This is a genomic window from Pseudomonas sp. MF08817, assembly GCF_059862705.1.
In genome coordinates, this window is record NZ_JCBCUY010000019.1 from 75,631 (window position 1) to 95,737 (window position 20,107).

19 protein-coding genes and 1 pseudogene are annotated in these 20,107 nt (G+C 64.3%); 8 read left to right on the top strand and 12 right to left on the bottom strand.

Features of this window, described 5'->3' with window-relative positions:
- Positions 1–216: 216 nt before the first annotated feature.
- The 9 genes from AC19YR_RS13740 to AC19YR_RS13780 all read right to left on the bottom strand — a co-directional run bounded on the left by AC19YR_RS13740 (position 217) and on the right by AC19YR_RS13780 (position 10,275).
- A complete protein-coding gene (locus AC19YR_RS13740; RefSeq protein ID WP_500598849.1) occupies positions 217–1,632 on the bottom strand; it encodes a sigma-54 interaction domain-containing protein in 1,416 nt (471 codons plus the stop codon).
- Between the two features lie 13 nt (positions 1,633–1,645).
- Positions 1,646–1,888, bottom strand: coding sequence for a hypothetical protein (locus AC19YR_RS13745; protein WP_095109912.1), 243 nt, complete (start codon positions 1,886–1,888; stop codon positions 1,646–1,648).
- A gap of 115 nt (positions 1,889–2,003) precedes the next feature.
- A complete protein-coding gene (locus AC19YR_RS13750) occupies positions 2,004–3,593 on the bottom strand; it encodes an ABC transporter ATP-binding protein (RefSeq protein ID WP_500598851.1) in 1,590 nt (529 codons plus the stop codon).
- A gap of 9 nt (positions 3,594–3,602) precedes the next feature.
- Positions 3,603–4,625 (bottom strand): ABC transporter permease, encoded by a 1,023-nt coding sequence (locus AC19YR_RS13755; RefSeq protein WP_176465137.1) that lies wholly within the window; start codon positions 4,623–4,625, stop codon positions 3,603–3,605.
- Positions 4,625–5,680: a microcin C ABC transporter permease YejB gene (locus AC19YR_RS13760; RefSeq protein ID WP_500598853.1), complete on the bottom strand. Its 1,056-nt coding sequence runs from the start codon at positions 5,678–5,680 to the stop codon at positions 4,625–4,627. Before AC19YR_RS13760 ends, AC19YR_RS13755 begins: the two co-directional genes overlap by 1 nt.
- Positions 5,680–7,548 (bottom strand): extracellular solute-binding protein, encoded by a 1,869-nt coding sequence (locus tag AC19YR_RS13765; protein WP_500598855.1) that lies wholly within the window; start codon positions 7,546–7,548, stop codon positions 5,680–5,682. The genes AC19YR_RS13760 and AC19YR_RS13765 overlap by 1 nt, the downstream gene beginning before the upstream one ends.
- Before the next feature lie 131 nt (positions 7,549–7,679).
- Positions 7,680–7,961 carry a peptidylprolyl isomerase gene (locus AC19YR_RS13770; protein WP_095109908.1) on the bottom strand — a complete coding sequence of 94 codons (282 nt, stop codon included), beginning with the start codon at positions 7,959–7,961 and terminating at the stop codon, positions 7,680–7,682.
- Between the two features lie 92 nt (positions 7,962–8,053).
- Positions 8,054–8,911: an esterase/lipase family protein gene (locus AC19YR_RS13775; protein ID WP_095109907.1), complete on the bottom strand. Its 858-nt coding sequence runs from the start codon at positions 8,909–8,911 to the stop codon at positions 8,054–8,056.
- A 278-nt stretch (positions 8,912–9,189) separates the two neighbouring features.
- Positions 9,190–10,275, bottom strand: coding sequence for a 3-deoxy-7-phosphoheptulonate synthase (locus AC19YR_RS13780; protein WP_500598856.1), 1,086 nt, complete (start codon positions 10,273–10,275; stop codon positions 9,190–9,192).
- A gap of 610 nt (positions 10,276–10,885) precedes the next feature.
- On the opposite strand from AC19YR_RS13780, the gene AC19YR_RS13785 reads away from it, so the two are divergent.
- Positions 10,886–11,392, top strand: coding sequence for a GNAT family N-acetyltransferase (locus AC19YR_RS13785; protein WP_500598858.1), 507 nt, complete (start codon positions 10,886–10,888; stop codon positions 11,390–11,392).
- A 94-nt stretch (positions 11,393–11,486) separates the two neighbouring features.
- On the top strand, positions 11,487–11,981 hold the full coding sequence (locus AC19YR_RS13790) for a hypothetical protein (protein ID WP_095109904.1): 495 nt from the start codon (positions 11,487–11,489) through the stop codon (positions 11,979–11,981).
- Between the two features lie 46 nt (positions 11,982–12,027).
- On the opposite strand, the gene AC19YR_RS13795 is transcribed toward AC19YR_RS13790, so the two are convergent.
- Both AC19YR_RS13795 and ccoN read right to left on the bottom strand, forming a co-directional pair.
- Positions 12,028–12,249: a CcoQ/FixQ family Cbb3-type cytochrome c oxidase assembly chaperone gene (locus AC19YR_RS13795; RefSeq protein ID WP_095109903.1), complete on the bottom strand. Its 222-nt coding sequence runs from the start codon at positions 12,247–12,249 to the stop codon at positions 12,028–12,030.
- 56 nt (positions 12,250–12,305) lie between these two features.
- Positions 12,306–13,733, bottom strand: coding sequence for a cytochrome-c oxidase, cbb3-type subunit I (gene ccoN, locus AC19YR_RS13800; RefSeq protein WP_095109902.1), 1,428 nt, complete (start codon positions 13,731–13,733; stop codon positions 12,306–12,308).
- Between the two features lie 275 nt (positions 13,734–14,008).
- Here ccoN and nirA point away from each other — a divergent pair, with 275 nt between their 5' ends.
- The 4 genes from nirA to AC19YR_RS13820 all read left to right on the top strand — a co-directional run bounded on the left by nirA (position 14,009) and on the right by AC19YR_RS13820 (position 18,040).
- The gene (gene nirA / locus AC19YR_RS13805; protein WP_500598861.1) at positions 14,009–15,682 is read left to right on the top strand and encodes a nitrite reductase NirA; all 1,674 of its coding nucleotides are present in this window, start codon (positions 14,009–14,011) and stop codon (positions 15,680–15,682) included.
- Positions 15,679–16,161, top strand: coding sequence for a DUF934 domain-containing protein (locus AC19YR_RS13810; RefSeq protein ID WP_500598863.1), 483 nt, complete (start codon positions 15,679–15,681; stop codon positions 16,159–16,161). The genes nirA and AC19YR_RS13810 overlap by 4 nt, the downstream gene beginning before the upstream one ends.
- Before the next feature lie 795 nt (positions 16,162–16,956).
- On the top strand, positions 16,957–17,628 hold the full coding sequence (locus tag AC19YR_RS13815) for a DUF3313 domain-containing protein (protein WP_095109898.1): 672 nt from the start codon (positions 16,957–16,959) through the stop codon (positions 17,626–17,628).
- Between the two features lie 247 nt (positions 17,629–17,875).
- The gene (locus AC19YR_RS13820) at positions 17,876–18,040 is read left to right on the top strand and encodes a hypothetical protein (RefSeq protein WP_176465136.1); all 165 of its coding nucleotides are present in this window, start codon (positions 17,876–17,878) and stop codon (positions 18,038–18,040) included.
- Between the two features lie 9 nt (positions 18,041–18,049).
- Here the strand turns inward: AC19YR_RS13820 and AC19YR_RS13825 are convergent.
- Positions 18,050–18,439, bottom strand: a pseudogene (locus AC19YR_RS13825) (spermidine synthase); the annotation flags it as partial.
- Positions 18,440–18,742: 303 nt separating this feature from the next.
- On the opposite strand from AC19YR_RS13825, the gene AC19YR_RS13830 reads away from it, so the two are divergent.
- Positions 18,743–19,318 carry an S-type pyocin domain-containing protein gene (locus AC19YR_RS13830; protein ID WP_500598866.1) on the top strand — a complete coding sequence of 192 codons (576 nt, stop codon included), beginning with the start codon at positions 18,743–18,745 and terminating at the stop codon, positions 19,316–19,318.
- A 124-nt stretch (positions 19,319–19,442) separates the two neighbouring features.
- Positions 19,443–19,943, top strand: coding sequence for a thiol peroxidase (tpx, locus tag AC19YR_RS13835; protein ID WP_095109895.1), 501 nt, complete (start codon positions 19,443–19,445; stop codon positions 19,941–19,943).
- The last annotated feature ends 164 nt before the right edge of the window (positions 19,944–20,107 follow it).

A 20,107-nucleotide genomic window follows, 5' to 3' on the forward strand; every position in this document is an offset into this window, starting at 1 on the left:
CGAGATCTATGCCAGGTTTTAAGTTGTTGAAATATATGAATATTTTATTGGTCTGGTGGCGAAGGGCAGGTATTTGTCTCTGTTGTGGGACGTAGGGCGCTATCGCGGGCAGGCCCGCTGCCACCACCGCAGCCTGTGAAACACGCTGTGGGCGCGGGCGTGCCCACGAAGGAGCGTACAGCGCGGCTTCGTCTCTTTTGGGAGATTTGAGTCTCTTTAGTGAGACTCGGCGATCCCCAATGCCAGCATTTTCTTGTACAGCGTCGAGCGCCCCAGCCCCAGGCGCTGGGCGGCTTCGCTGACTTTGCCGCCGCACTGGGCCAGGGTGGCCTCGATCAATTGGCGCTCGAAGCGCTGGCGGGCGGCGCTGAAGGTTTCGCCCTCCAGCACCGTGGTGGCGGGTGCCGGGGAGGGTTGCAGGGGGCTCAGGGTGCCAATGGCAGCAGCGATGGCCGGGGCGCCGAGAAGCAGGTCGTCGCTGAGCAGCGCCGCCCGTTCCAGCACGTTGCGCAGTTCGCGGATGTTGCCCGGCCAGGCGTGGCGGCCCAGCAGGGCCAGGGCGTCGCGGTCCAGTTCGTGCTGGCTGCGCAGCTCTTCGAGGATGGCTTCGCTCAGGGCCGGCAGGTCGTCCAGGCGTTCGCGCAGCGGCGGCACCTGGATCGGCAGGACGTTGAGGCGGTAGTACAGGTCGGCGCGAAACTCGCCGCGGCCAATCGCCGCTTGCAGGTCGGTGGAAGTGGCGGCGATCACCCGCACGTCGCTGTGGATCACCTCATTGGAGCCCAGCGGCTCGAATTCCTTTTCCTGCAACACCCGCAGCAGCTTGCTTTGCAGGGGCAGGGGCATGTCGCCGATTTCATCGAGAAACAGCGTGCCGCCCTGGGCGATCTGCAATTTGCCGGTGCGGCCCTTGCGGTCGGCGCCGGTAAAGGCGCCGGGGGCGGTGCCGAAGAATTCCGCTTCCAGCAGGTTTTCCGGGATCGCCGCGCTGTTGATGCTGACGAAGGCCTTGTGCGCCCGCGGCGAGGCGTCGTGGATGGCCTGGGCCAGCAGCTCTTTGCCGGTGCCGGTTTCCCCCAGCAGCAACACCGGCGAGTCGGCGCTGGCGCCGCGCCGGGCGCGGCGCTTGACCTCAAGGCTGGCGGCGCTGGTGCCGATGAAGTGGGCAAAGGTGTACTTGGCCTGGCGCGCGCGCAGCAGCGAGCGGGTGGAGGCCAGCTCTTCCTGCATGCTCATGTAGCGCTTGAGCATGGGCGAGAGGCTGCGCAACTCGTCGAACAGGGCAAAGCCGATGGCGCCGATCACCGCCCCGGCGTCGTCGTGGATCGGCAGGCGCATCACCACCAGCGGTTCCTTGGGGGTGTCCTGCATGTCCAGCAGGATCGGCCGCCCGCTGCGCACCACTTCGCGCAGCAGGCTGCCGGGGATCACGCTCTCGCAGGCGCGGCCCAGGGCCTGGGCGGCGGACTCCAGGCCGAAGCGGCGGGCGTAGCGCTCGTTCATCCAGACGATGTTGGCATCGCGGTCGACGATCACCGTGCCCTCACTGGACTGCTCGATGATCTCGAACAGCGAGCGGATCGCCAGCAGGCGTACGCGTTGGTAATCCTTGAGGCTTTCGTTGTGGGGCATGGTGCGGGTCCGCTCAGGCTTTTTTCTTGGCGCTGGCCTCGGCCGCCAGGCATTCGAGGGCAAATTGTTCGGGGTAGGTCATCTGGATCTCGGTGGTTTCACCCTTGACCGTGCGCGAGCCGTCGAGGATGTAGCGGATGCGCTTGTCGGTCACGCCGATGCGCTTGGCGATCCAGCTGGGCGTCTGGCCGATGCGGCTGATGAGCTTGTCGGCGTAGTCGGTGGAGGGGTTGTAGCGTTCGGCGTTGGGGGTCATGGGGATTCCGCAGGTAAAAGTCGGTTAGCTGAGTGGGGGCTGGCCTGTCTGTGAAGCGGGTCCCACAGAGGTGTGCTTGCACACAAGCCAGCTCAAGGCGCCAAGGTTACAGCGTTTACCCCCGCTCCGGTCGCGGCAGCAGGCTGGCGGCCAGTAATTCCTGGGTGTAGGGGTGTTGGGGCGCGGTGAACAGGGTTTCGCTGGGGCCGCTTTCCACCACTTTGCCGTTCTTGATGACCAGCATGTCGTGGGCCAGGGCGCGGATCACCGCCAGGTCGTGGCTGATGAACAAATAGGTGAGGCCGTGTTTTTCCTGGAGGTCGCGCAGCAGGGCCACCACTTGCTTTTGCACGGTGCGGTCCAGGGCCGAGGTGGGTTCGTCCAGCAGGATCAGCGCCGGTTTGAGCACCAGGGCGCGGGCGATGGCGATGCGTTGGCGCTGGCCGCCGGAAAATTCGTGGGGGTAGCGGTGGCGGCTGGCGGGGTCCAGGCCGACCTCTTCGAGCACGCGGATCACTTGCCGCTCGCATTCGCCCGCGCTGCACGGGCTATGTACCTCCAGGCCTTCGCTGATGATCTGCGCCACCGACATGCGTGGGCTGAGGCTGCCGAAGGGGTCTTGGAAGACCACTTGCATCTGCTTGCGCCAGGGTCGCATCTGTTTGTGGTTGAGGCGGTCCAGGGCCTGGCCCTGGAAGCGGATGGCGCCGCTGGAGTCGATCAGGCGCAAAATCGCCTGGCCCAGGGTGGACTTGCCCGAGCCCGATTCGCCGACGATGCCCAAGGTCTTGCCCCGCTGCACGCTCAGGCTGATGCCGTCCACGGCGTGCAGGTGCTGCTTGGGCCGCAGCAAGCCGCCGCCGCTGCTGAATACCACGCGCAAGTCATCCACCTGCAACACCGCCTCGCGTTCGTCCCGGGGCAGGGCCTGGCCGTCGGGTTCGGCGTTGAGCAATTCGCGGCTGTAGGGGTGGCGCGGCTGGCTGAACAGTTGCTCGCAGTCGGCCTGTTCGACGATCTCCCCGGCGCGCATCACGCACACCCGTTGGGCGATGCTGCGCACCAGGTTGAGGTCATGGCTGATAAGCAGCAGGGCCATGCCCAAGCGCTGTTGCAGGGACTTGAGCAGGGCCAGGATCTTGCGCTGCACGGTCACGTCCAGGGCGGTGGTGGGTTCGTCGGCGATCAGCAATTGCGGCTCGCAGGCCAGGGCCATGGCGATCATCACCCGTTGCCGCTGGCCGCCGGAGAGTTGGTGCGGGTAGCTCTTGAGGCGCTGCTCGGGGTGGCGGATGCCCACCAGCTCCAGCAGTTCCACGGTGCGCCGTTGCGCGGCCTTGCCGCCCAGGCCCTTGTGCAGCAGCAGGGTTTCGCCGATCTGCTTTTCCACGCTGTGCAGCGGGTTCAGGGACGTCATGGGCTCCTGGAAGATCATCGCGATGCGGTTGCCGCGCACTTGGCGCAGCACGCTGGCGCCGACGCCCAGCAGTTCCTGGCCCTGGTAGCGGGTGCTGCCCGTGGTCTGGGTGCCGGCTTGGGGCAGCAGTTGCAGGATCGAATGGGCGGTCACCGACTTGCCCGAGCCGGACTCGCCCACCAGCGCCAGGCACTCGCCGGGGCGGATGTCCAGGCTCAGGTGGCGCACCACGCACTGGCCGCTGAAGGCGACGCTCAGGTCGCGGATTTCAATCAGGTTGTCAGTCATGGGTTGCGCTCAGGATCGCGGGTCAAAGGCATCGCGCAAGGCCTCGCCAATGAACACCAATAGGGAAAGGATCAGCGCCAGGGTGAAAAACGCTGTCAGCCCCAGCCACGGCGCTTGCAGGTTTTGTTTGCCCTGGGCAATCAACTCGCCCAGGGAGGCGCTGCCGGCGGGCATGCCGAAGCCGAGAAAATCCAGGGCGGTGAGGGTGGAAATCGCCCCGGTGAGGATGAACGGCAGGTAGCTCAGGGTGGCGTTCATGGCGTTGGGCAGGATGTGCCGCACGATCACCTTGCGGTCGCTCAGGCCCAGGGCACGGGCGGCCTTGACGTACTCCAGGTTACGCCCGCGCAAAAACTCGGCGCGCACCACGTCCACCAGGGCCAGCCAGGAAAACAGCGCCATGATGCCCAGCAGCCACCAGAAATTGGGCTCCACGAACCCCGACAGGATGATGAGCAGGTACAACACCGGCAGCCCGGACCAGACCTCCAGCAAACGCTGGCCCAGCAGGTCGACCCAGCCGCCGTAGTAGCCTTGCAAGGCGCCGGCGGCGATGCCGATCAGGGCGCTCAGGGCGGTCAGCGCCAAGGCGAAGAGGATCGACACCCGGGCGCCGAAAATCACCCGCGCCAGCACGTCCCGGGCTTGGTCGTCGGTGCCCAGCCAGTTTTGCGCGCTGGGCGGGCTCGGCGCCGGTTGGGTGAGGTCGTAGTTGGGCGTGTCGTGGCTGAATGGGATGGGCGGGAACAGCAGCCAGCCGCCGCCGTCGCGGATCAGGTGCTGCACGTAGCTGCTGCGGTAATCGGCCTGGAACGGCAGTTGGCCGCCGAAATCCTGCTCGGTGTAGCGCTTGAACACGGGGAAGTGCAAGGCACCCTGGTAGCTGACCACCAGGGGTTTGTCGTTGGCGATCAACTCGCCCCCCAGGGTCAGGGCGAACAGGCCGATAAACAGCCATAGTGACCACCAGCCGCGGCGGTTTTGCTTGAACCGCTCCAGGCGTCGGCGGCCCACGGGAGAGAGGCTGAACATCAGGCGTTCCTCCCGGCGAAGTCGATGCGTGGGTCGAGCAGGGTGTAGCACAGGTCGCCGATGAGTTTTATCAGCAGGCCGAACAGGGTGAAGATGAACAACGAGCCGAATACCACCGGGTAGTCCCGGGACACGGCCGCTTCATAGCTCATGCGCCCCAGGCCATCGAGGGAGAAAATCACTTCGATCAACAGGGAGCCGGCAAAAAACACGCTGATAAACGCCTGGGGAATGCCCGCCACCACCAGCAGCATCGCGTTGCGCAGCACGTGGCCGTAGAGCACGCGGCGTTCGCTCAGGCCCTTGGCGCGGGCGGTGACCACGTACTGGCGGGTGATTTCGTTGAGGAAGGCGTTTTTGGTGAGGATGGTCAGGCTGGCGAACCCGCCGATCACCAGGGCCGTGACCGGCAGCACCAGGTGCCAGAAGTAATCGGCGATTTTGCCCAAGGTGCTCAGTTGCTCGAAGTTCTCCGACACCAGGCCGCGCACCGGGAACCAGTTCCACGACGTGCCGCCGGCAAACAGCACGATCAGCAGCATGGCGAAGAGGAACGCGGGCATGGCGTAGCCGAGGATGATCGCGGTGCTGCTCCAGATATCGAACGCGCTGCCATGGCGCACGGCTTTGCGGATGCCCAGGGGGATCGACACCAGGTAGGTGATGAGGGTGGCCCACAGGCCCAGGGAAAGGGTCACGGGCATTTTTTCCAGGATCAGGTCGGTGACGCTGGCGCCGCGAAAGAAGCTGTTGCCCAGGTCGAAGCGGGCGTAGTGGCTGAGCATCAGCCACAGGCGTTCGTGGGCCGGTTTATCGAAGCCGTATTGCTTTTCGATGTCCTGGATCAGCTTGGGGTCCAGGCCACGGCTGGCCCGCGAACTGCTGCTGACGCCATCGCCGGAGGCCCCCGCGCCGCCGCCGATGCCTTGCAGGTGGGCGATGGCCTGTTCCACCGGCCCGCCGGGGGCGGCTTGGACGATGACGAAATTGACCAACAGGATCAGCAGCAGCGTGGGGATTATCAGCAGCAGGCGCCGCACGACGTAGGCGAGCATCAGCGTGGCCCCCCGGGCTGGCCACGGCGGATGCGCTCGGCGGCCATCTGTTGGTTGGTCAGGGGCACGCGGCTCACCTCCCACCAGGTTTCGATGGCTTCTTCATTGCTGGCGGGGGTGGCGGGCATGCCGAAGCGGTTCCACCACACGGTGGAAGTGCCGGGCGGGTAATAGTTGGGAATCCAGTAGTAGTTCCATTGCAGCACCCGGTCCAGGGCATGGGCGTAACGCAACATCTGCGCTTGGCTGGTGGCCTTGACCAGGCCGGTTATCAGGCTGTCGACGGCGGGGTCTTGCAGGGCCATGGTGTTGCTGGAACCGGGGTCCAGGGCGGCCGCCGAACCGAAGTAGTTGTACAGCTCCAGCCCCGGCGAAGGGCTGGCGGGGTAGCCGGTGACGATCATGTCGTAGTCCCGGGCCATGATCCGGTTCAGGTACTGGGAAGCGTCGATGCGCCGTATGTTCAGGGTGATGCCGATCTGCGCCAGGGTGCGCTTGTAGGGCAGCAGCAGGCGTTCGATGCCGCCCTGGGTGTTGAGGAAGGTGAAGCTCAACGGCTCGCCGGCGGCATTGACCAGGCGATCGCCGTCGGGTTTCCAGCCTGCCGCTTCGAGCAGGGCCAGGGCTTGCAGTTGCTTGTCGCGGATCACCCCGCTGCCATCGGTTTTCGGCGCCTCGAAGACCTGGGTGAACACCTCGTCGGGGATCTGCCCGCGCAAGGGTTCGAGGATCGCCAGTTCTTCGGCATCGGGCAGGGCCCGGGCCGCCAGGGCGGTGTTGGAAAACACGCTTTGCTGGCGGATGTACTGGTTGCGCATCATCTGCCGGTTGCTCCACTCGAAATCCCACAGCAGCGCCAGGGCCTGGCGCACGCGGCGGTCCTTGAACAGCGGTTTTTGCAGGTTGAACACGTAGCCCTGGGCCGGTTGCGGCATGTCCTTGGCCAGGTGGGCCTTTTGCAGGCGCCCATCGTCCAGGGCCGGGCCGTTGTAGCCCACGGCGAAGGCGGAGGCGAGGAATTCGCGGTTGTAGTCGTAGGCGCCGCCGCGCAGCACCTGGCGGGCGACGTCGGTGTCGCCGAAGTATTCGATGCTGAACCGGTCGAAGTTGTACAAGCCACGGCTCACGGGCAGGTCCTTGCCCCACCAGTCGGGGTTGCGGGCGAAGGTGATGCTGCGCCCCGAATCGATGCTGCTCACCCGGTATGGGCCGCTGCCCAGCGGCGCCTCGTAGCCGCCGCCGTTGGCGAAGTCGCGGGTTTTCCACCAGTGCTGGGGAAACACCGGCAGGGTCGCCAGGTCCAGGGGCAGGGTGCGGTTTTCGTTGCTCTTGAAGTCGAAGCGGATCACCCGCGCCGATTCCACCGCCACGCCTTGAACGTCGGCGAACTGGGTGCGAAAACGCAGGCTGCCCTGGGTCATCAGCAGGTCGTAGCTGTAGCGCACGTCCTCGGCGGTGATCGGCGTGCCATCGGCAAAGCGGGCCTTGGGGTTGAGGTAGAAGCGCAGCCACAGGCCATCGTCGGCGCGCTCCATTTGCTGGGCCACCAGGCCGTACACGGTGTAGGGCTCGTCGAGGGAGCGCTGGGCCAGGGGCGAGTAGATCAGGCCGTCGATCTGCGACACGCCGATGCCTTTGTCGCCATAGGGCAGCACATGGTCGAAGCGGCCGATTTCCAGGGCCGAGCGGCGCATGCTGCCGCCCTTGGGGGCCTGGGGGTTGGCGTAGGCGAAGTGGCTGAAGCCGGCGCGGTACTTGGCCGGTTCACCGTAAACCGTCATGGCGTGGCTGGGGGTGGCCTGGGCGGCAGTGGCACCGAGCACTATCGCCAGGGCGGCGAACAACAATGAGGGAAGAGCCAGTCGCATGGTCAGCCTTACAGCCTTGGGGTCGAAACAGCCTTTTTACGCGAGCGGCCCATGGCTCGCCAGCCCCGGTGCCGCGCCCAAACACAACGGCCCGCGAAAGGCGGGCCGTTGTGGGGAGCGTATGTGCCGGATCAGTCCTGGCGGCTGGTCACTTCCAGCAGGTGGTAGCCGAACTGGGTTTTCACCGGGCCCTGGACCACGTTGACCGGGGCGCTGAAGACCACGGTGTCGAATTCCTTGACCATCTGGCCTGGGCCGAAGGAACCGAGGTTGCCGCCGTCGCGGCTCGATGGGCAGGAGGAGTTAGCTTTGGCGATTTCAGCGAAATCGGCGCCGCCTTCGATTTGTGTCTTGAGTTCGTTGCACTTGTCTTCGGTGGCAACGAGGATGTGGCGGGCAGTGGCTTTGGCCATGGGGAGGTACTCCGTTCAACTGTCAATAAAACGCCGAGCCTACCGGATTGCGCGACGGATTTCTCGTCAAAGTGCCGGGTGGAGCGTTGGGCTTACAGGCCCAGGGCCTGCAATCGCTGCGCATGCTCGACATACAGCTCAATAGCGTCCTGTTCGCCGCTCGCCGTCGGGGCGAGGCTTTGCAGGTGGTCCAGGGCGTAGTCGGAACGGATCACCGTGCCCAGGTGGGAGCTGTAGCGCCCGACCACGCCGTCGTTCTGGTCGGCTTCGGTGGTGAAGTAGTCGCAAAACGCCTGGCACACTTGGCGCAGAGGCTCGTTGCCACGCACACCGGGGCGCAGGGTGCCGCTCCAGGAAAAGTAGCGCACACCGTTGATTAGTTCCTGGCCCGCGCCGCCCCAGGTGGCGGGCAGGCCCTGGGGGTATTTGTCGTTGAACGCGCCGACGCCTTCGGTGGACAGCGCATTGAGTGCCGCGATGGTGGCGGTGGGCAGTTGGGAGTGGCCGCTGAGCAGGGTGATGAAGTCGGCGAACAGGTGGGTAACGGCTGCCGCCACTGGTTCGGGTAGGCGCCCGGGAATCAGGGCCTTGTGTAGGTAGTCGGCCAGTTCGGAGCCATGGTTGGGGCCGCTGACCGAGGTGATCGAGGCCACCAGCGCCGGGTGGGTGGCAGCCACATAGCGCGCCGCCAGAGCCCCTTGGCTGTGGCCAATGAGGTTGACTTTGCTGGCCTGGGTGCCGGCCAGCACCCGTTGGATTTGCAGCAGCAATTGTTCGCCACGGGCTTCGTTGCAATGGGTGGCGGACAGGTAAGGGATGAACACCCGTGCACCGGCCTGGCGCAAGGCGTGTTTGACGGCCTGGAAGAGGGGAACGTTGTCGATACTCTCGAAACCGAACAGCCCATGAACCAAGAGGATGGGGTGCTGGGTGGTTGCATTCCGTTGCATGGTCTTTCCTTTTTGCGGTGAGGGAAGCAGTCGAGGTTTTCCCCACTCTAGTGCAGGCGCCGGGTGGGAATGTGTAGGAAAGAGCCTCTGTATGGCGTCGAAGTTGGACAAAAAACTGTGGTTTTTTTAAACCTATTGGGATGCACTGTCATGGCGCATCGCCCTACAGGCCATGGCCTGCTTGGGCTCTCATAGGGCTCGTGGTTTTACCTTCGTGGAAGAAGGTAAATATCTGATAGGTAACCCGGAGCCTGGCGGGTGCAGGCTCCTGAGTGGTTTTACACGATCGCCGGGTGCGGGCGGCGGGCATCGCGCAACTGGCGGGCGGCGTCGCTCAGCAACGCTTCGGTGGCGGCCCAGCCGAGGCAACCATCGGTGATCGAAACACCGTAGCGCAGGTTCCCGGTCAGGGGCTGGCAACCCTCGAACAGATGGCTTTCGAGCATCACTCCCATCAACTGATGGTTGCCGTGCAGGCGTTGCTCTAGCACTTGGGCGAACACCTGGGGTTGGCGCAACGGGTCTTTGCCGCTGTTGGCATGGCTGCAATCGACCATCAGCCTTGGGGTGATGGCCAGTTGTTCCAGGTTGCGCTGCACCTGGGCGACGTGTTCGCGGCTGTAGTTGGGGCCTTGATGGCCGCCGCGCAACACCAGGTGGGTGTCGGGGTTGCCCGGGGTCTGGATGATGGCCGGGTGGCCCTGGCTGTCGACGCCGAAATGGCGGTGCGGGTGGCTGGCCGAGCGCATCGCGTCGCAGGCAATGGCCACGCCGCCATCAGTGCCGTTCTTGAAGCCCACGGGCAGGCCCAGGCCGCTGGCCATTTCCCGGTGGATCTGCGATTCAGTGGTGCGCGCGCCGATGGCAACCCAGCTGAGCAGGTCATCGAAGTAACCGGCGGCCATGGGTTGCAGCAGCTCGGTGGCGATTGGCAGGCCCATGCCGAGCATTTCGCGCATCAGGTGGCGCGACAGCTCCAGGCCGGCGGCCATGTCGTCGCTGCCATCGAGGTGCGGGTCATACGCCAGGCCTTTCCAGCCCACGGTGGTGCGGGGTTTTTCGACGTAGGCGCGCATCACCAGCAGCAGGTCGTCGCTGAGTTGATGGGCAAGGTGGGCGAGTTTGTCGGCGTATTCGAGGGCCGATTGTGGGTCGTGGATCGAGCAGGGCCCCACGACGACCAGCAGGCGCGAGTCCTGGCCATTGAGGATGGCACGCACCGCTTGGCGGTGGTCGGCGACCTGGCGGCTCAAGGCGGCGGCCAGAGGCAGTTGCTGCTTGAGTTGCAGCGCGCTGGGCAGGCGTTGGGTCAAGGCCTGGTTGGCGCAATTCAACAGTGGTACAGCGCAAATGGACGAGTTCATATTCGGGCTTCCTGGGCTGGCGGCGGGTTCGTGCCCGCGCGTCGGCCCTAGTGGGGTGTTCGACAATGGGCCGGGTTGGCAGTGGGTTCGGCGATGCCACCTGTGGGTGACCGGTCGGAGGCGGCAGGCTGGCCCGAACGGAGGTTGGTAAATCGCCAGGCGCAAGCATTGTCGTGACGGTAATAAGCGGTGCGGTTCATGTGTATTTCCTTAAATTGAATGGGGCGTGAGGCAAAAATGGACAGCTTGAAAAAACAAAACCCCCGGTCGGGAAGCCGACCGGGGGTTGAGAAAACTCAAGTGGGCGACCCGTGAAAGTGGGCGCCGGAAGTGGGTATCAGGCGCGCCAGTGGCTAAACCAATACCCAAAATAAAAGTTGACCGGAGTATTCACCCAGGCAGCGGCAACCGGGCGCGAGGCGCTGGCGGTGTGACGAGGCTGTGGGAGGGTGTGTTGCATGGTGTTTCTCCGATGAAGTGGGCCGAGCTTACTAGAGGCCGGCCCCGGGGTTCAATGGGAAATTGCTATCAGTGTGCTCACCCTTGGCTATCGCGTGGCACACTCAGGGCGTTTGACCACCGATCCCCTCTATTGCCAAGGAAGAATGCAATGCCCGATACCCCCGTTGTCATCGAACGCCTGACCACCGCCCACATCGACGGCATCACTGCGCTTTACAACGAGCCGGCGGTGACCCGCCAAGTGCTGCAAATGCCGTTTCAATCCCCCGAACTGTGGCGCACGCGCCTGGCCACGGCGGATGAGCGGCACCTGCGCCTGGTGGCGCTGTATCAGGGCGCGGTGGTGGGCAATTGTGGCCTGGAGCAGTTCTCTCGGGTGCGGCGCAGCCATTGCGGCGCCATTGGCATGGGTGTCTCGGTGGCGTGGCAGGGCAAGGGCATCGGTTCGCTGTTGCTGGCCACGGCGTTGGAGGTGGCAGACAACTGGATGAACCTGCAACGAGTGGAACTCACGGTGTTCGCCGACAACGAGGCGGCCATCGGCCTGTACCGCAAGTTCGGTTTTGTCGAGGAAGGCCGGTTGTGCGATTACGCGGTGCGTGATGGCGCCCTGGTGGATGTGCTGAGCATGGCGCGCTTGCGGCGCACGCGCTGAGCCCGGTGGCGCCGGCGGTATTAGTCATACGCCGGCGTCGCGCATCTGCCATGATCCAGGCTTTGCAGCCACGGCTGACCCAGGGAACACCGCGATGAATGACGTACAGCAATTGGGCGAGATGCTGCGCCACTACGCACAGAGCGAAGCGCACAAAAAGCAGGTGTTTGAAACCCAGTCGGCGCAGTGGGCGGTGCGGATCGGCCAGTTGTTCGACCAGATCGAGCAATGGCTGGCACCGGTACAGGTGCCGGAGTTGCTGCGCGTCAGCCGCGAAGCCTATGTGGCCTCGGGGCCTGCGGTGCCGGTAGAAAGTTCGCCGTTCAAGACCGAGAAACTGACCATCCTGATCGCCGGCAAACCGGTGGAGTTCGTGCCCCAGGTGATGGGCGCCGGTGGGGCCATTGCCCTGGCGGTGGCGGGCCTGACCGCCGCGCGCTACGGCAGCATTTCCCTGGTCTGCCAGCCACCGGCCGGCGAGTGGCAATGGTGCAAGACCAACGGCCTCAAAGACCCCGACACCTTCGCCTTCGATGCCAATTTCCTGGCCCAACAATTACAGGGGCTGATCCCGCGCGAGCGGGGGTAGCCCACCCGGTAAAACCTGTGGGAGCGGGCGAACCCGCTCTCTCAAGTCAGATCTCGATGTTGCCCCAACCCTTTTTCGCTTCCGGTGGCGCCACGGCATCGATGCGCTTGCCGGTGGCCAGTTCCACGCGCCGGGCGACTTCGGGGTCGTCGGCGAAGGGGATCAGGCTGGCGTCGTCCAGGCTTTTGGCCGACTGGTTGCGCAAGCAATACTCGACCGCCAGGTACAGGCACGCCACCGCGCCCACGTTCAGTGCTAGCTCGATCATCACGCAGCTCCTTGGAAAAAAAATGAGGCGCACGCCGCGAAGGCGTGCGCCGCAGGTCAGGCGATCCGGGCGTCGGCTTCGGCGACCTTGAGGTCCGCCACACGCACTGTGCGCCAGGTGTTGTAGGCCATCAGCAGCATGCCGGCGAGGAAGAACGCGCCACCGACGAAGCGCACCACAAACCCCGGGTGGCTGGCCTGCAAGGCCTCGACGAACGAGTAGGTGAGGGTGCCGTCGTCGTTGATCGCGCGCCACATCAGGCCCTGGGTGATGCCGTTGACCCACATCGAGGCGATGTACAGCACGGTGCCGATGGTCGCCAGCCAGAAGTGCAGGTTGATAAGCGGCGTGCTGTACATCTGCTCGCGGCCGAACACCTTGGGAATCATGTGGTACAGCGAGCCGAAGGTAATCATCGCCACCCAACCCAACGCGCCGGCATGGACGTGGCCGATGGTCCAGTCGGTGTAGTGGGACAGGGCGTTGACCGTCTTGATCGCCATCATCGGCCCCTCGAACGTCGACATCCCGTAGAACGCCAGCGACAGCACCAGAAAGCGCAGGATCGGGTCGGTGCGTAACTTATGCCAGGCGCCGGAGAGGGTCATCATGCCGTTAATCATCCCGCCCCAGCTCGGCGCCAGGAGGATCAGCGACATCGCCATGCCCAGCGACTGCGCCCAGTCCGGCAGTGCGGTGTAGTGCAAATGGTGGGGGCCGGCCCAGATGTACAGGGTAATCAGCGCCCAGAAGTGCACGATGGACAGGCGATAGGAATACACCGGCCGCCCGACCTGCTTGGGCACGAAGTAATACATCATCCCCAGGAACCCCGTGGTGAGGAAAAAGCCCACCGCGTTATGCCCGTACCACCACTGCACCATGGCGTCGGTGGCGCCGGAATACACCGGGTAGGACTTGAACCAGTCCACCGGGATCGCCAAGTGGTTGACCACGTGCAACATGGCGATCACCAGGATGAACGCGCCGAAAAACCAGTTGCCCACGTAGATGTGCTTGGTCTGGCGACGTACCACGGTGGTGAAGAACACCACGGCATAGGCCACCCACACCACCGCCATCCACACCGCGCCGGTGAACTCGATCTCGGCGTATTCCTTGGTGGTGGTGTAGCCCAGCGGCAGGCTCACCAACATGATGACGATCACCGCTTGCCAGCCCCAGAAGGTGAACGCCGCCAGGGTGTCGGAGTACAGCCGCACCTGGCAGGTGCGCTGCACCGCGTAGTAACTGGCGGCGAACTGGGCGCTGCCAGCGAAGCCGAAAATCACCAGGCTGGTGTGCAAAGGGCGCAGGCGCCCGAACGTGGTCCAGGGCAGGTCCAGGTTCATGTCCGGCCACACCAGTTGCGAGGCGATCCACACGCCCATGGCCATTCCGATGACGCCCCATACCACGGTCGCCACGACAAATTGGCGGACAACCTTGTAGTTATAGGCTTGCCCGATTGCTGCTGTGCTCATGGTCAATTCTTCCACGGTTGCAAACAAAGTCTTGCCAGGCCACCCGGTCTGGCAGGGGGACTTACTGTAGAAACCGTGGGCGAAACAAAACAGACTCAGAAAAACTGCATTAATACGGATCAGATTTAGAGCAAGCTGGTTAAGGGTTTTGCATCGCTGATATGGTTTTTATGGCTGTACCTGAATCTTTAAGCGACTGAGCTGCTGGGCCATAGTGGCAACCCCGTGAAGCCCGCCGACAGAGCGCGGCCAGTGCTGATTGATGAGGTGGCCACATGTACCAGTACGACGATTACGACCGGGCCCTGGTGCTGGAGCGGGTGGCGCAGTTTCGCGACCAGGTCCGGCGTTTTGCGGCCGGCGAGTTGAGCGAAGAAGAGTTTCTGCCCCTGCGCCTGCAAAACGGCCTGTACCTGCAAAAGCACGCCTACATGCTGCGCGTGGCGATCCCCTACGGCACCCTGGGCGCGGCGCAGTTGCGTACCCTGGCCGGCATCGCCCGGGATTTCGACCGTGGCTACGGCCACTTCACCACGCGCCAGAACATGCAGTTCAACTGGATCGAACTGGCCCAGGTGCCGGACATCCTCGAACGCTTGGCCGCCGTCGACATGCACGCCATCCAGACCTCCGGCAACTGCGTGCGCAACATCACCACCGAGGCTTTCGCCGGGGTGGCCGCCGACGAGTTGATCGACCCGCGGCCGCTGGCCGAGATCCTGCGCCAATGGTCCACCATCAACCCGGAATTCCTGTTCCTGCCGCGCAAATTCAAGATCGCCATCTGCTCGGCCGAACAGGACCGCGCGGCGATCATGATGCACGACATCGGCCTCTACCTTTACCGCGACGGCGCCGCGCAAATGCGCCTGCGGGTGATGGTCGGCGGGGGGCTGGGGCGCACGCCGATCCTCAGCCAGCCGATCCGCGAAGGCCTGGAGTGGCAGCACCTGCTGTCGTACGTCGAGGCGGTGCTGCGGGTGTACAACCGCCACGGGCGGCGCGACAACAAGTACAAGGCGCGCATCAAGATCCTGGTCAAGGCCCTGGGCATCGAGGCCTTCGCCCGGGAAGTCGAAGAGGAATGGCAGCACCTCAAGGACGGCCCGGCGCAACTCACCGAGGCCGAATACCAGCGGGTGGCCGACGCCTTCGTCAGGCCGTGCTATCAGAGCCTGGCCGACACCGACCTGAACTTTGGCACGCACCTGAGCGACAGCCCGGCCTTCGCCCGCTGGGTGGCGCGCAACGTGCAGCCGCACAAAGTGGCGGGCTACACCAGCGTGGTGCTATCGACCAAGCCGGGCCCGGGCGCGCCACCGGGCGACGTCACCGCCGCGCAGATGGACGCCGTCGCCGATTGGTCCGAGCAGTTTGGTTTTGGCGAAATCCGCATCGCCCACGAACAGAACATCATCCTCCCGGACGTGCCTAAGGCGGCCCTACATGCCCTGTGGCAGCAGGCATGTGCGCACGGTTTGGGCAGCGCCAACGTCGGCCTGCTGACCGACATCATCGCCTGCCCGGGCGGCGATTTCTGCGCCCTGGCCAATGCCCGCTCGATCCCCATTGCCCAGTCGATCCAGGGCCGTTTCCAGCAGTTGGATTTTCTCCACGACCTGGGGGACATCAGCCTGAACATCTCTGGCTGCATAAACGCCTGCGGCCACCACCACATCGGCAACATCGGCATCCTGGGGGTGGATAAAAACGGCAGCGAGTGGTTCCAGATCACCCTCGGCGGCGCCCAGGGCAACAACAGTGCGCTGGGCAAAGTCATCGGCCCGTCCTTCAGTGCCGAGGAAGTGCCAAGCGTGATCGAACACATCATCGCCACCTTCGTGCGCTACCGCGAAAGCGAGGAACTGTTCATCGACACCGTGCAACGCATTGGCCTGGAGCCGTTCAAGGAGCGGGTGTACGGCGCGGCCCTGGAGGTGTCGGCATGAACAACCTGCTGCGCCTGTATGGCGCCGAGGCGCGGATCGTCGGCGACGACCCCTGGACCTTGCTGCGCGACCCCCAAGCGCCACTGCCCGCCGGGCTGGCGATCCTGCCGCTGGCGCTGTGGCTGCTCTATCACCGCGGCGAAGACGGCGTGTGGCTGGGGCCGGACGATGAGGTACAAAGCCTGGCGCCGTGGCTGGCGCAACTGCCGCTGATTGCCCTGGACTTCCCCAGTTTTCGCGACGGCCGCGCCTACAGCCAGGCCTACCTGCTGCGCACGCGCCTGGGCTGGCAAGGGCAACTGCGCGCCATTGGCGATGTGCTGCGCGACCAGCTCAGCCACATGCGCCAATGCGGTTTCGACGCCTTCGCCGTGCGTGAAGACAAATGCGCCGAAGACGCCCTCAAAGGCCTGGCCGGCATGAGCGTGCACTACGGCCGCAGCGCCATCGAACCGCGCCCGCTGTTTCGCCGGCGCTGACCTCCAAGAGCACCGTGCATGGCCTGTATGGGGTGGGAGGCCGGCCATTGTGGGGAGCAACTGTCTTACCCCTAGCCTTCGTCACCGCTACACAGTGCTGCCATCGCGAGCAGGCTCGCTCCCACAGAGGAAAATGAAAATCCCACCCACACCGCAGTTCAACTGTGTGGCGGGTCACCCATGATGGATGGGCCGTTCCTGGCCTTCTCTGTGGGAGCGGGCCCGCCCGCGATAGCCATGACCCACAACGCTTGGCCCTGGCGAAAGAACCGGGTGGTTTCGTTTTCGCCCTTGAACGTCACGCTAGCCACCTTGCCCAGCACCGTTTGCGCGTCGGCCACCTGCATCGCCATCGATGGTGGGAGCCTTGCCAGGCCTGTGCCTGCGTGCTGTGGCAGGTTTGGCATTGGGTTTCATCGACATGCTTTGCCGGCGCGGGTTGGCTGGCGAGCAGAAACCCGCCCATGGCCGCGATCAGCAGCACCCGCACGGGGCAGTGACGGGGAACAGGTAGCGGTTAGTGGCGGGGGCGGGCGAATCAGGACGTGGCGCAGCAGCATTATTTTTAGGTTTGGGCATTGCGACTTCCGTAGTCCAGAGGCTTCGACCTGTCGGGGCGGGCGAGGCTGGGTGCAGCTTTGACGCCCAGCGGCGGTCTGTCAAATGAGGGGTGTGAAATACCCCACAGCGCTAAATGAATATTCGCTGTGCGCCTCACTAAAAGTCTGAAGCTTGGCTATACCTAAGGTTCCTTTATTCCCGTACCGTTGCCGGTCATCTGACAGGAGCTACAGCATGAAGCTTGGACTAATGGTTAGCGCGCTATGCGTCGCTTGCGTCGCAGTGGTGGGCTGTTCCAGCAAGGTGACCCAGCCTGAGGACTACTCCGGGTTCCTCAAGGACTACAGCCGCCTCAAGGAAGCCAAGTCGCCCTCGGGCGTGGACGTGATGCGCTGGGTCGACCCCAGCCTGAAGGTGGGCCAGTACACCAGTGTCTACGTCGAACCGACCCAGCTCTACCCGCAACCCCAGCCCACGGTGAAAATCCCTCAAAGCACCCTGTCAGGCATCACCAGCTACTACGACCAGGCCCTCAAGCGGGAAATCAGTAAATCCCTGCCCCTGGCCAATGCCCCAGGCCCGGGTGTGATCGTGGTGCGCGCGGCCATCACCGCCGTCAGCAGCAAGACCGAAGGCCTCAAGGCCTATGAAGTGATCCCGATTGCCCTGGTGGCCGCAGCCGTAAGCACCGCCAGTGGCATCCGCGACCAGGAAACCGACCTGGCCACCGAAGCGGTGTTCCTCGACGGCGGCACCCACAAAGTACTGGCCCAAGTGGTGCGCAAAGGCACCGGCAAGCCGCTGGAAAACGATTCCCAAGTGATGAAAGCCACTGACGTGAAAAACGTCATCGACGGCTGGGCGGCGGATCTGCACCAGTCCTACCTCAAGCTCAAGGCCCAGTAACTTCCCCCCCCACCCTTGCTACGCCCATCCCTGTGGGCGCTGGCAAGCCAGGCGCCTGCGGGGGCGGGGTGAGCGCCCAGTGGCGCGCGCCACCTTTTTTGTAGCAAGCGGGTTTACCCGCGCTCGGCTGCGCAGCGGCCGTAAACGGTGCCCGGCGCAATGCCGTGTTGGGGCTGCTGTCGGTGCGTTGTAGCCAATCGACTGGCGATGGTGTCTGATGCCGCACCCGAGTGTCAGGAGCAAAACCGTGTTCGAAGGCGAGGTGTGCAAGGTCAGGGGTTTTTTGGTGGTGCGTCAGCCCGACGGCACCTTGCTGCCGTTATACAGCCCCGCCAGGAAGGTGAAGGAGGGCGACTGGGTGCGCTTTAACGTGGTCAACGGCCCGGTCGGCCTGGTGGCGCACATTCTTTGAACGGCCGTTTCATTGCCCGATAAACCAACGGTAATAGGGGTTGGCGCTGTCGCCGGCCATCACTTCGCGGATGTCCCGCGCCCAGGCTGCGCGATCACCGGCGTAGGCGTGCAGGCTGGCGCGGTAGAACTGCATCAGGCGCCGCTGGTGGCGGTCCATGCGCGCGCCGAACGCGGCGTCGGCATTGTGCAATACCGGCGCCTGACGCAGGTCGAGCAGCGCCGGCAGCACCCGGGTGATCTCCTGGCTGCGCACCCAGGGCGCGTACTCGATGCGCGGCTGGTCATCGGTCACCGCCAGGGCCCCGGCGGTGAAGCGCTCCAGGCCGGCACGGTCGGTGACCCACGTGGCCAGCAGCGCCGCAGTGGAGCCCACGCCCACCTCTTGCAGGGCACTACGCCCGTGCCGACCAGGCTCAATGGCAGAGCATCGTGCAGCAGGCCAGCAGCACCGAGGAGCGCTACCGGGCGCAGTTGGCGGCGATCAACCTCCAGCGTCAGCAGTGGGGGGCTCAGCTATCGCAAGTGCTTGAGCGCGCGCAACGGCAACTGGTGGCGCAACGCATACAGCAGGGCAGCTGGCCGGGCCAGGCGCCTTGCCAACTGTCGACGGCTGTGAGGGATGTCCCGGCGCGCCCCTGCGTTCGGCGGTAGCGGAACTCACCTGGCAGGTCGCCTCCAGCGAGGAGGCGGGCAGTGGGCCGTGGTGTTGCGTTTTGGCTATCGCAGCCGTGCTGAAACCCAGATGTATGGCGTCAGCCTACCGCTGGCTGAACTGATGCCCGTCGAGGGAGCCGACTGGCACGCGTTGGCCACGGCTCAGGGTGAGGTTGAACTGCCCCTGAGGCTGTTCAGTGGCCGCTACGCGGTGGCCCACGGCACGCCGTCGCGGGGTTTGAGCCCGGTGCTGGAGTTGTTGCAGGTGGCCATTGCTGCAACCCCCGGCAGGGTCGGGGTGCGGGCGGCCCATTGGGACGCGCCGCGCAACCCATTGCGTTTCACCGCCGATGGTGTAGGCGGCGACACCCTCAGTTGGGCAGAGGCGACAACACAGGGGGACGCCACCGGGCAGGCGCCGCGCACCGAGCGTAGGTTGGGCTTCGTCGAAACGCCCTCGGTACCGTTATTGGAAGCCCTGGGCGGTGAGGCGCAGGTGGCGTTTGATGATTACGTGGTGGTTTTTCCTGCCGATTCAGGTGTGGCGACGTTGTACGTGATGCTGAGGGATCGCCACGAGTTTTCCATCGCGGCATCAGGGCAAAGCTCCTCCATGGCTTAAGGCACTTGCCTCAGGCAATTGAAGAAATGTCTGTCGACAGGTTGGGATAGGCCGAGCAGAGGGTTTCGTGGTTAACTTCGGCCTCCCTGACACACCCAAAATCATCCATATAAGGAATGCGTGCATGGCTCAAGTCACCCTCAAAGGCAACCCTGTCCAGGTCAACGGCCAGTTGCCACAAGTCGGCACCCAGGCACCTGCGTTTTCCCTGGTGGCGGGCAACCTGGCCGACACCCCCCTGGCCAGCTTCGCCGGCAAGCGCAAAGTGCTGAACATTTTCCCAAGCGTCGATACGCCAACCTGCGCCACCTCTGTGCGTAAGTTCAACGAACAGGCAAGCCAACTGGAAAACACCGTGGTGCTGTGCATCTCGGCTGACCTGCCGTTCGCCCAAGCCCGTTTCTGCGGCGCCGAAGGCCTGGAAAACGTGCAGAACCTGTCGACCCTGCGCGGCCGCGAGTTCATCGAAAACTACGGCGTAGCCATCGCCGACGGCCCGTTGGCCGGCCTGACTGCCCGTGCGGTGGTGGTGCTGGATGAAAACGACCGTGTGCTGCACAGCGAACTGGTGGGTGAAATCGCCGAGGAGCCTAATTACGACGCGGCCCTGGCCGTATTGAAGTAACAGGCATTAAACTTTTGCGCGGCCTGGCTCTGTCCAGGCCGTTTTCATTTGTGCTCAATGGTTTAGCAAACACCGTAAACGAGCGCCCAAGGTAAATTGCCGGTAAAGGCGCTTTGCTAATTCCCCGCCAGTGCTTATCTTTCAGCCTCCCGTAAAGATGCCTA

What these genes read in the sequence shown, in the direction of transcription:
- AC19YR_RS13740 (WP_500598849.1), bottom strand. Translation starts at nt 1,632, where the DNA reads ATGCCCCACAACGAAAGCCTCAAGGATTACCAACGCGTACGCCTGCTG.
- AC19YR_RS13745 (WP_095109912.1), bottom strand. Translation starts at nt 1,888, where the DNA reads ATGACCCCCAACGCCGAACGCTACAACCCCTCCACCGACTACGCCGAC.
- AC19YR_RS13750 (WP_500598851.1), bottom strand. Translation starts at nt 3,593, where the DNA reads ATGACTGACAACCTGATTGAAATCCGCGACCTGAGCGTCGCCTTCAGC.
- AC19YR_RS13755 (WP_176465137.1), bottom strand. Translation starts at nt 4,625, where the DNA reads ATGTTCAGCCTCTCTCCCGTGGGCCGCCGACGCCTGGAGCGGTTCAAG.
- AC19YR_RS13760 (WP_500598853.1), bottom strand. Translation starts at nt 5,680, where the DNA reads ATGCTCGCCTACGTCGTGCGGCGCCTGCTGCTGATAATCCCCACGCTG.
- AC19YR_RS13765 (WP_500598855.1), bottom strand. Translation starts at nt 7,548, where the DNA reads ATGCGACTGGCTCTTCCCTCATTGTTGTTCGCCGCCCTGGCGATAGTG.
- AC19YR_RS13770 (WP_095109908.1), bottom strand. Translation starts at nt 7,961, where the DNA reads ATGGCCAAAGCCACTGCCCGCCACATCCTCGTTGCCACCGAAGACAAG.
- AC19YR_RS13775 (WP_095109907.1), bottom strand. Translation starts at nt 8,911, where the DNA reads ATGCAACGGAATGCAACCACCCAGCACCCCATCCTCTTGGTTCATGGG.
- AC19YR_RS13780 (WP_500598856.1), bottom strand. Translation starts at nt 10,275, where the DNA reads ATGAACTCGTCCATTTGCGCTGTACCACTGTTGAATTGCGCCAACCAG.
- AC19YR_RS13785 (WP_500598858.1), top strand. Translation starts at nt 10,886, where the DNA reads ATGCCCGATACCCCCGTTGTCATCGAACGCCTGACCACCGCCCACATC.
- AC19YR_RS13790 (WP_095109904.1), top strand. Translation starts at nt 11,487, where the DNA reads ATGAATGACGTACAGCAATTGGGCGAGATGCTGCGCCACTACGCACAG.
- AC19YR_RS13795 (WP_095109903.1), bottom strand. Translation starts at nt 12,249, where the DNA reads ATGATCGAGCTAGCACTGAACGTGGGCGCGGTGGCGTGCCTGTACCTG.
- ccoN (WP_095109902.1), bottom strand. Translation starts at nt 13,733, where the DNA reads ATGAGCACAGCAGCAATCGGGCAAGCCTATAACTACAAGGTTGTCCGC.
- nirA (WP_500598861.1), top strand. Translation starts at nt 14,009, where the DNA reads ATGTACCAGTACGACGATTACGACCGGGCCCTGGTGCTGGAGCGGGTG.
- AC19YR_RS13810 (WP_500598863.1), top strand. Translation starts at nt 15,679, where the DNA reads ATGAACAACCTGCTGCGCCTGTATGGCGCCGAGGCGCGGATCGTCGGC.
- AC19YR_RS13815 (WP_095109898.1), top strand. Translation starts at nt 16,957, where the DNA reads ATGAAGCTTGGACTAATGGTTAGCGCGCTATGCGTCGCTTGCGTCGCA.
- tpx (WP_095109895.1), top strand. Translation starts at nt 19,443, where the DNA reads ATGGCTCAAGTCACCCTCAAAGGCAACCCTGTCCAGGTCAACGGCCAG.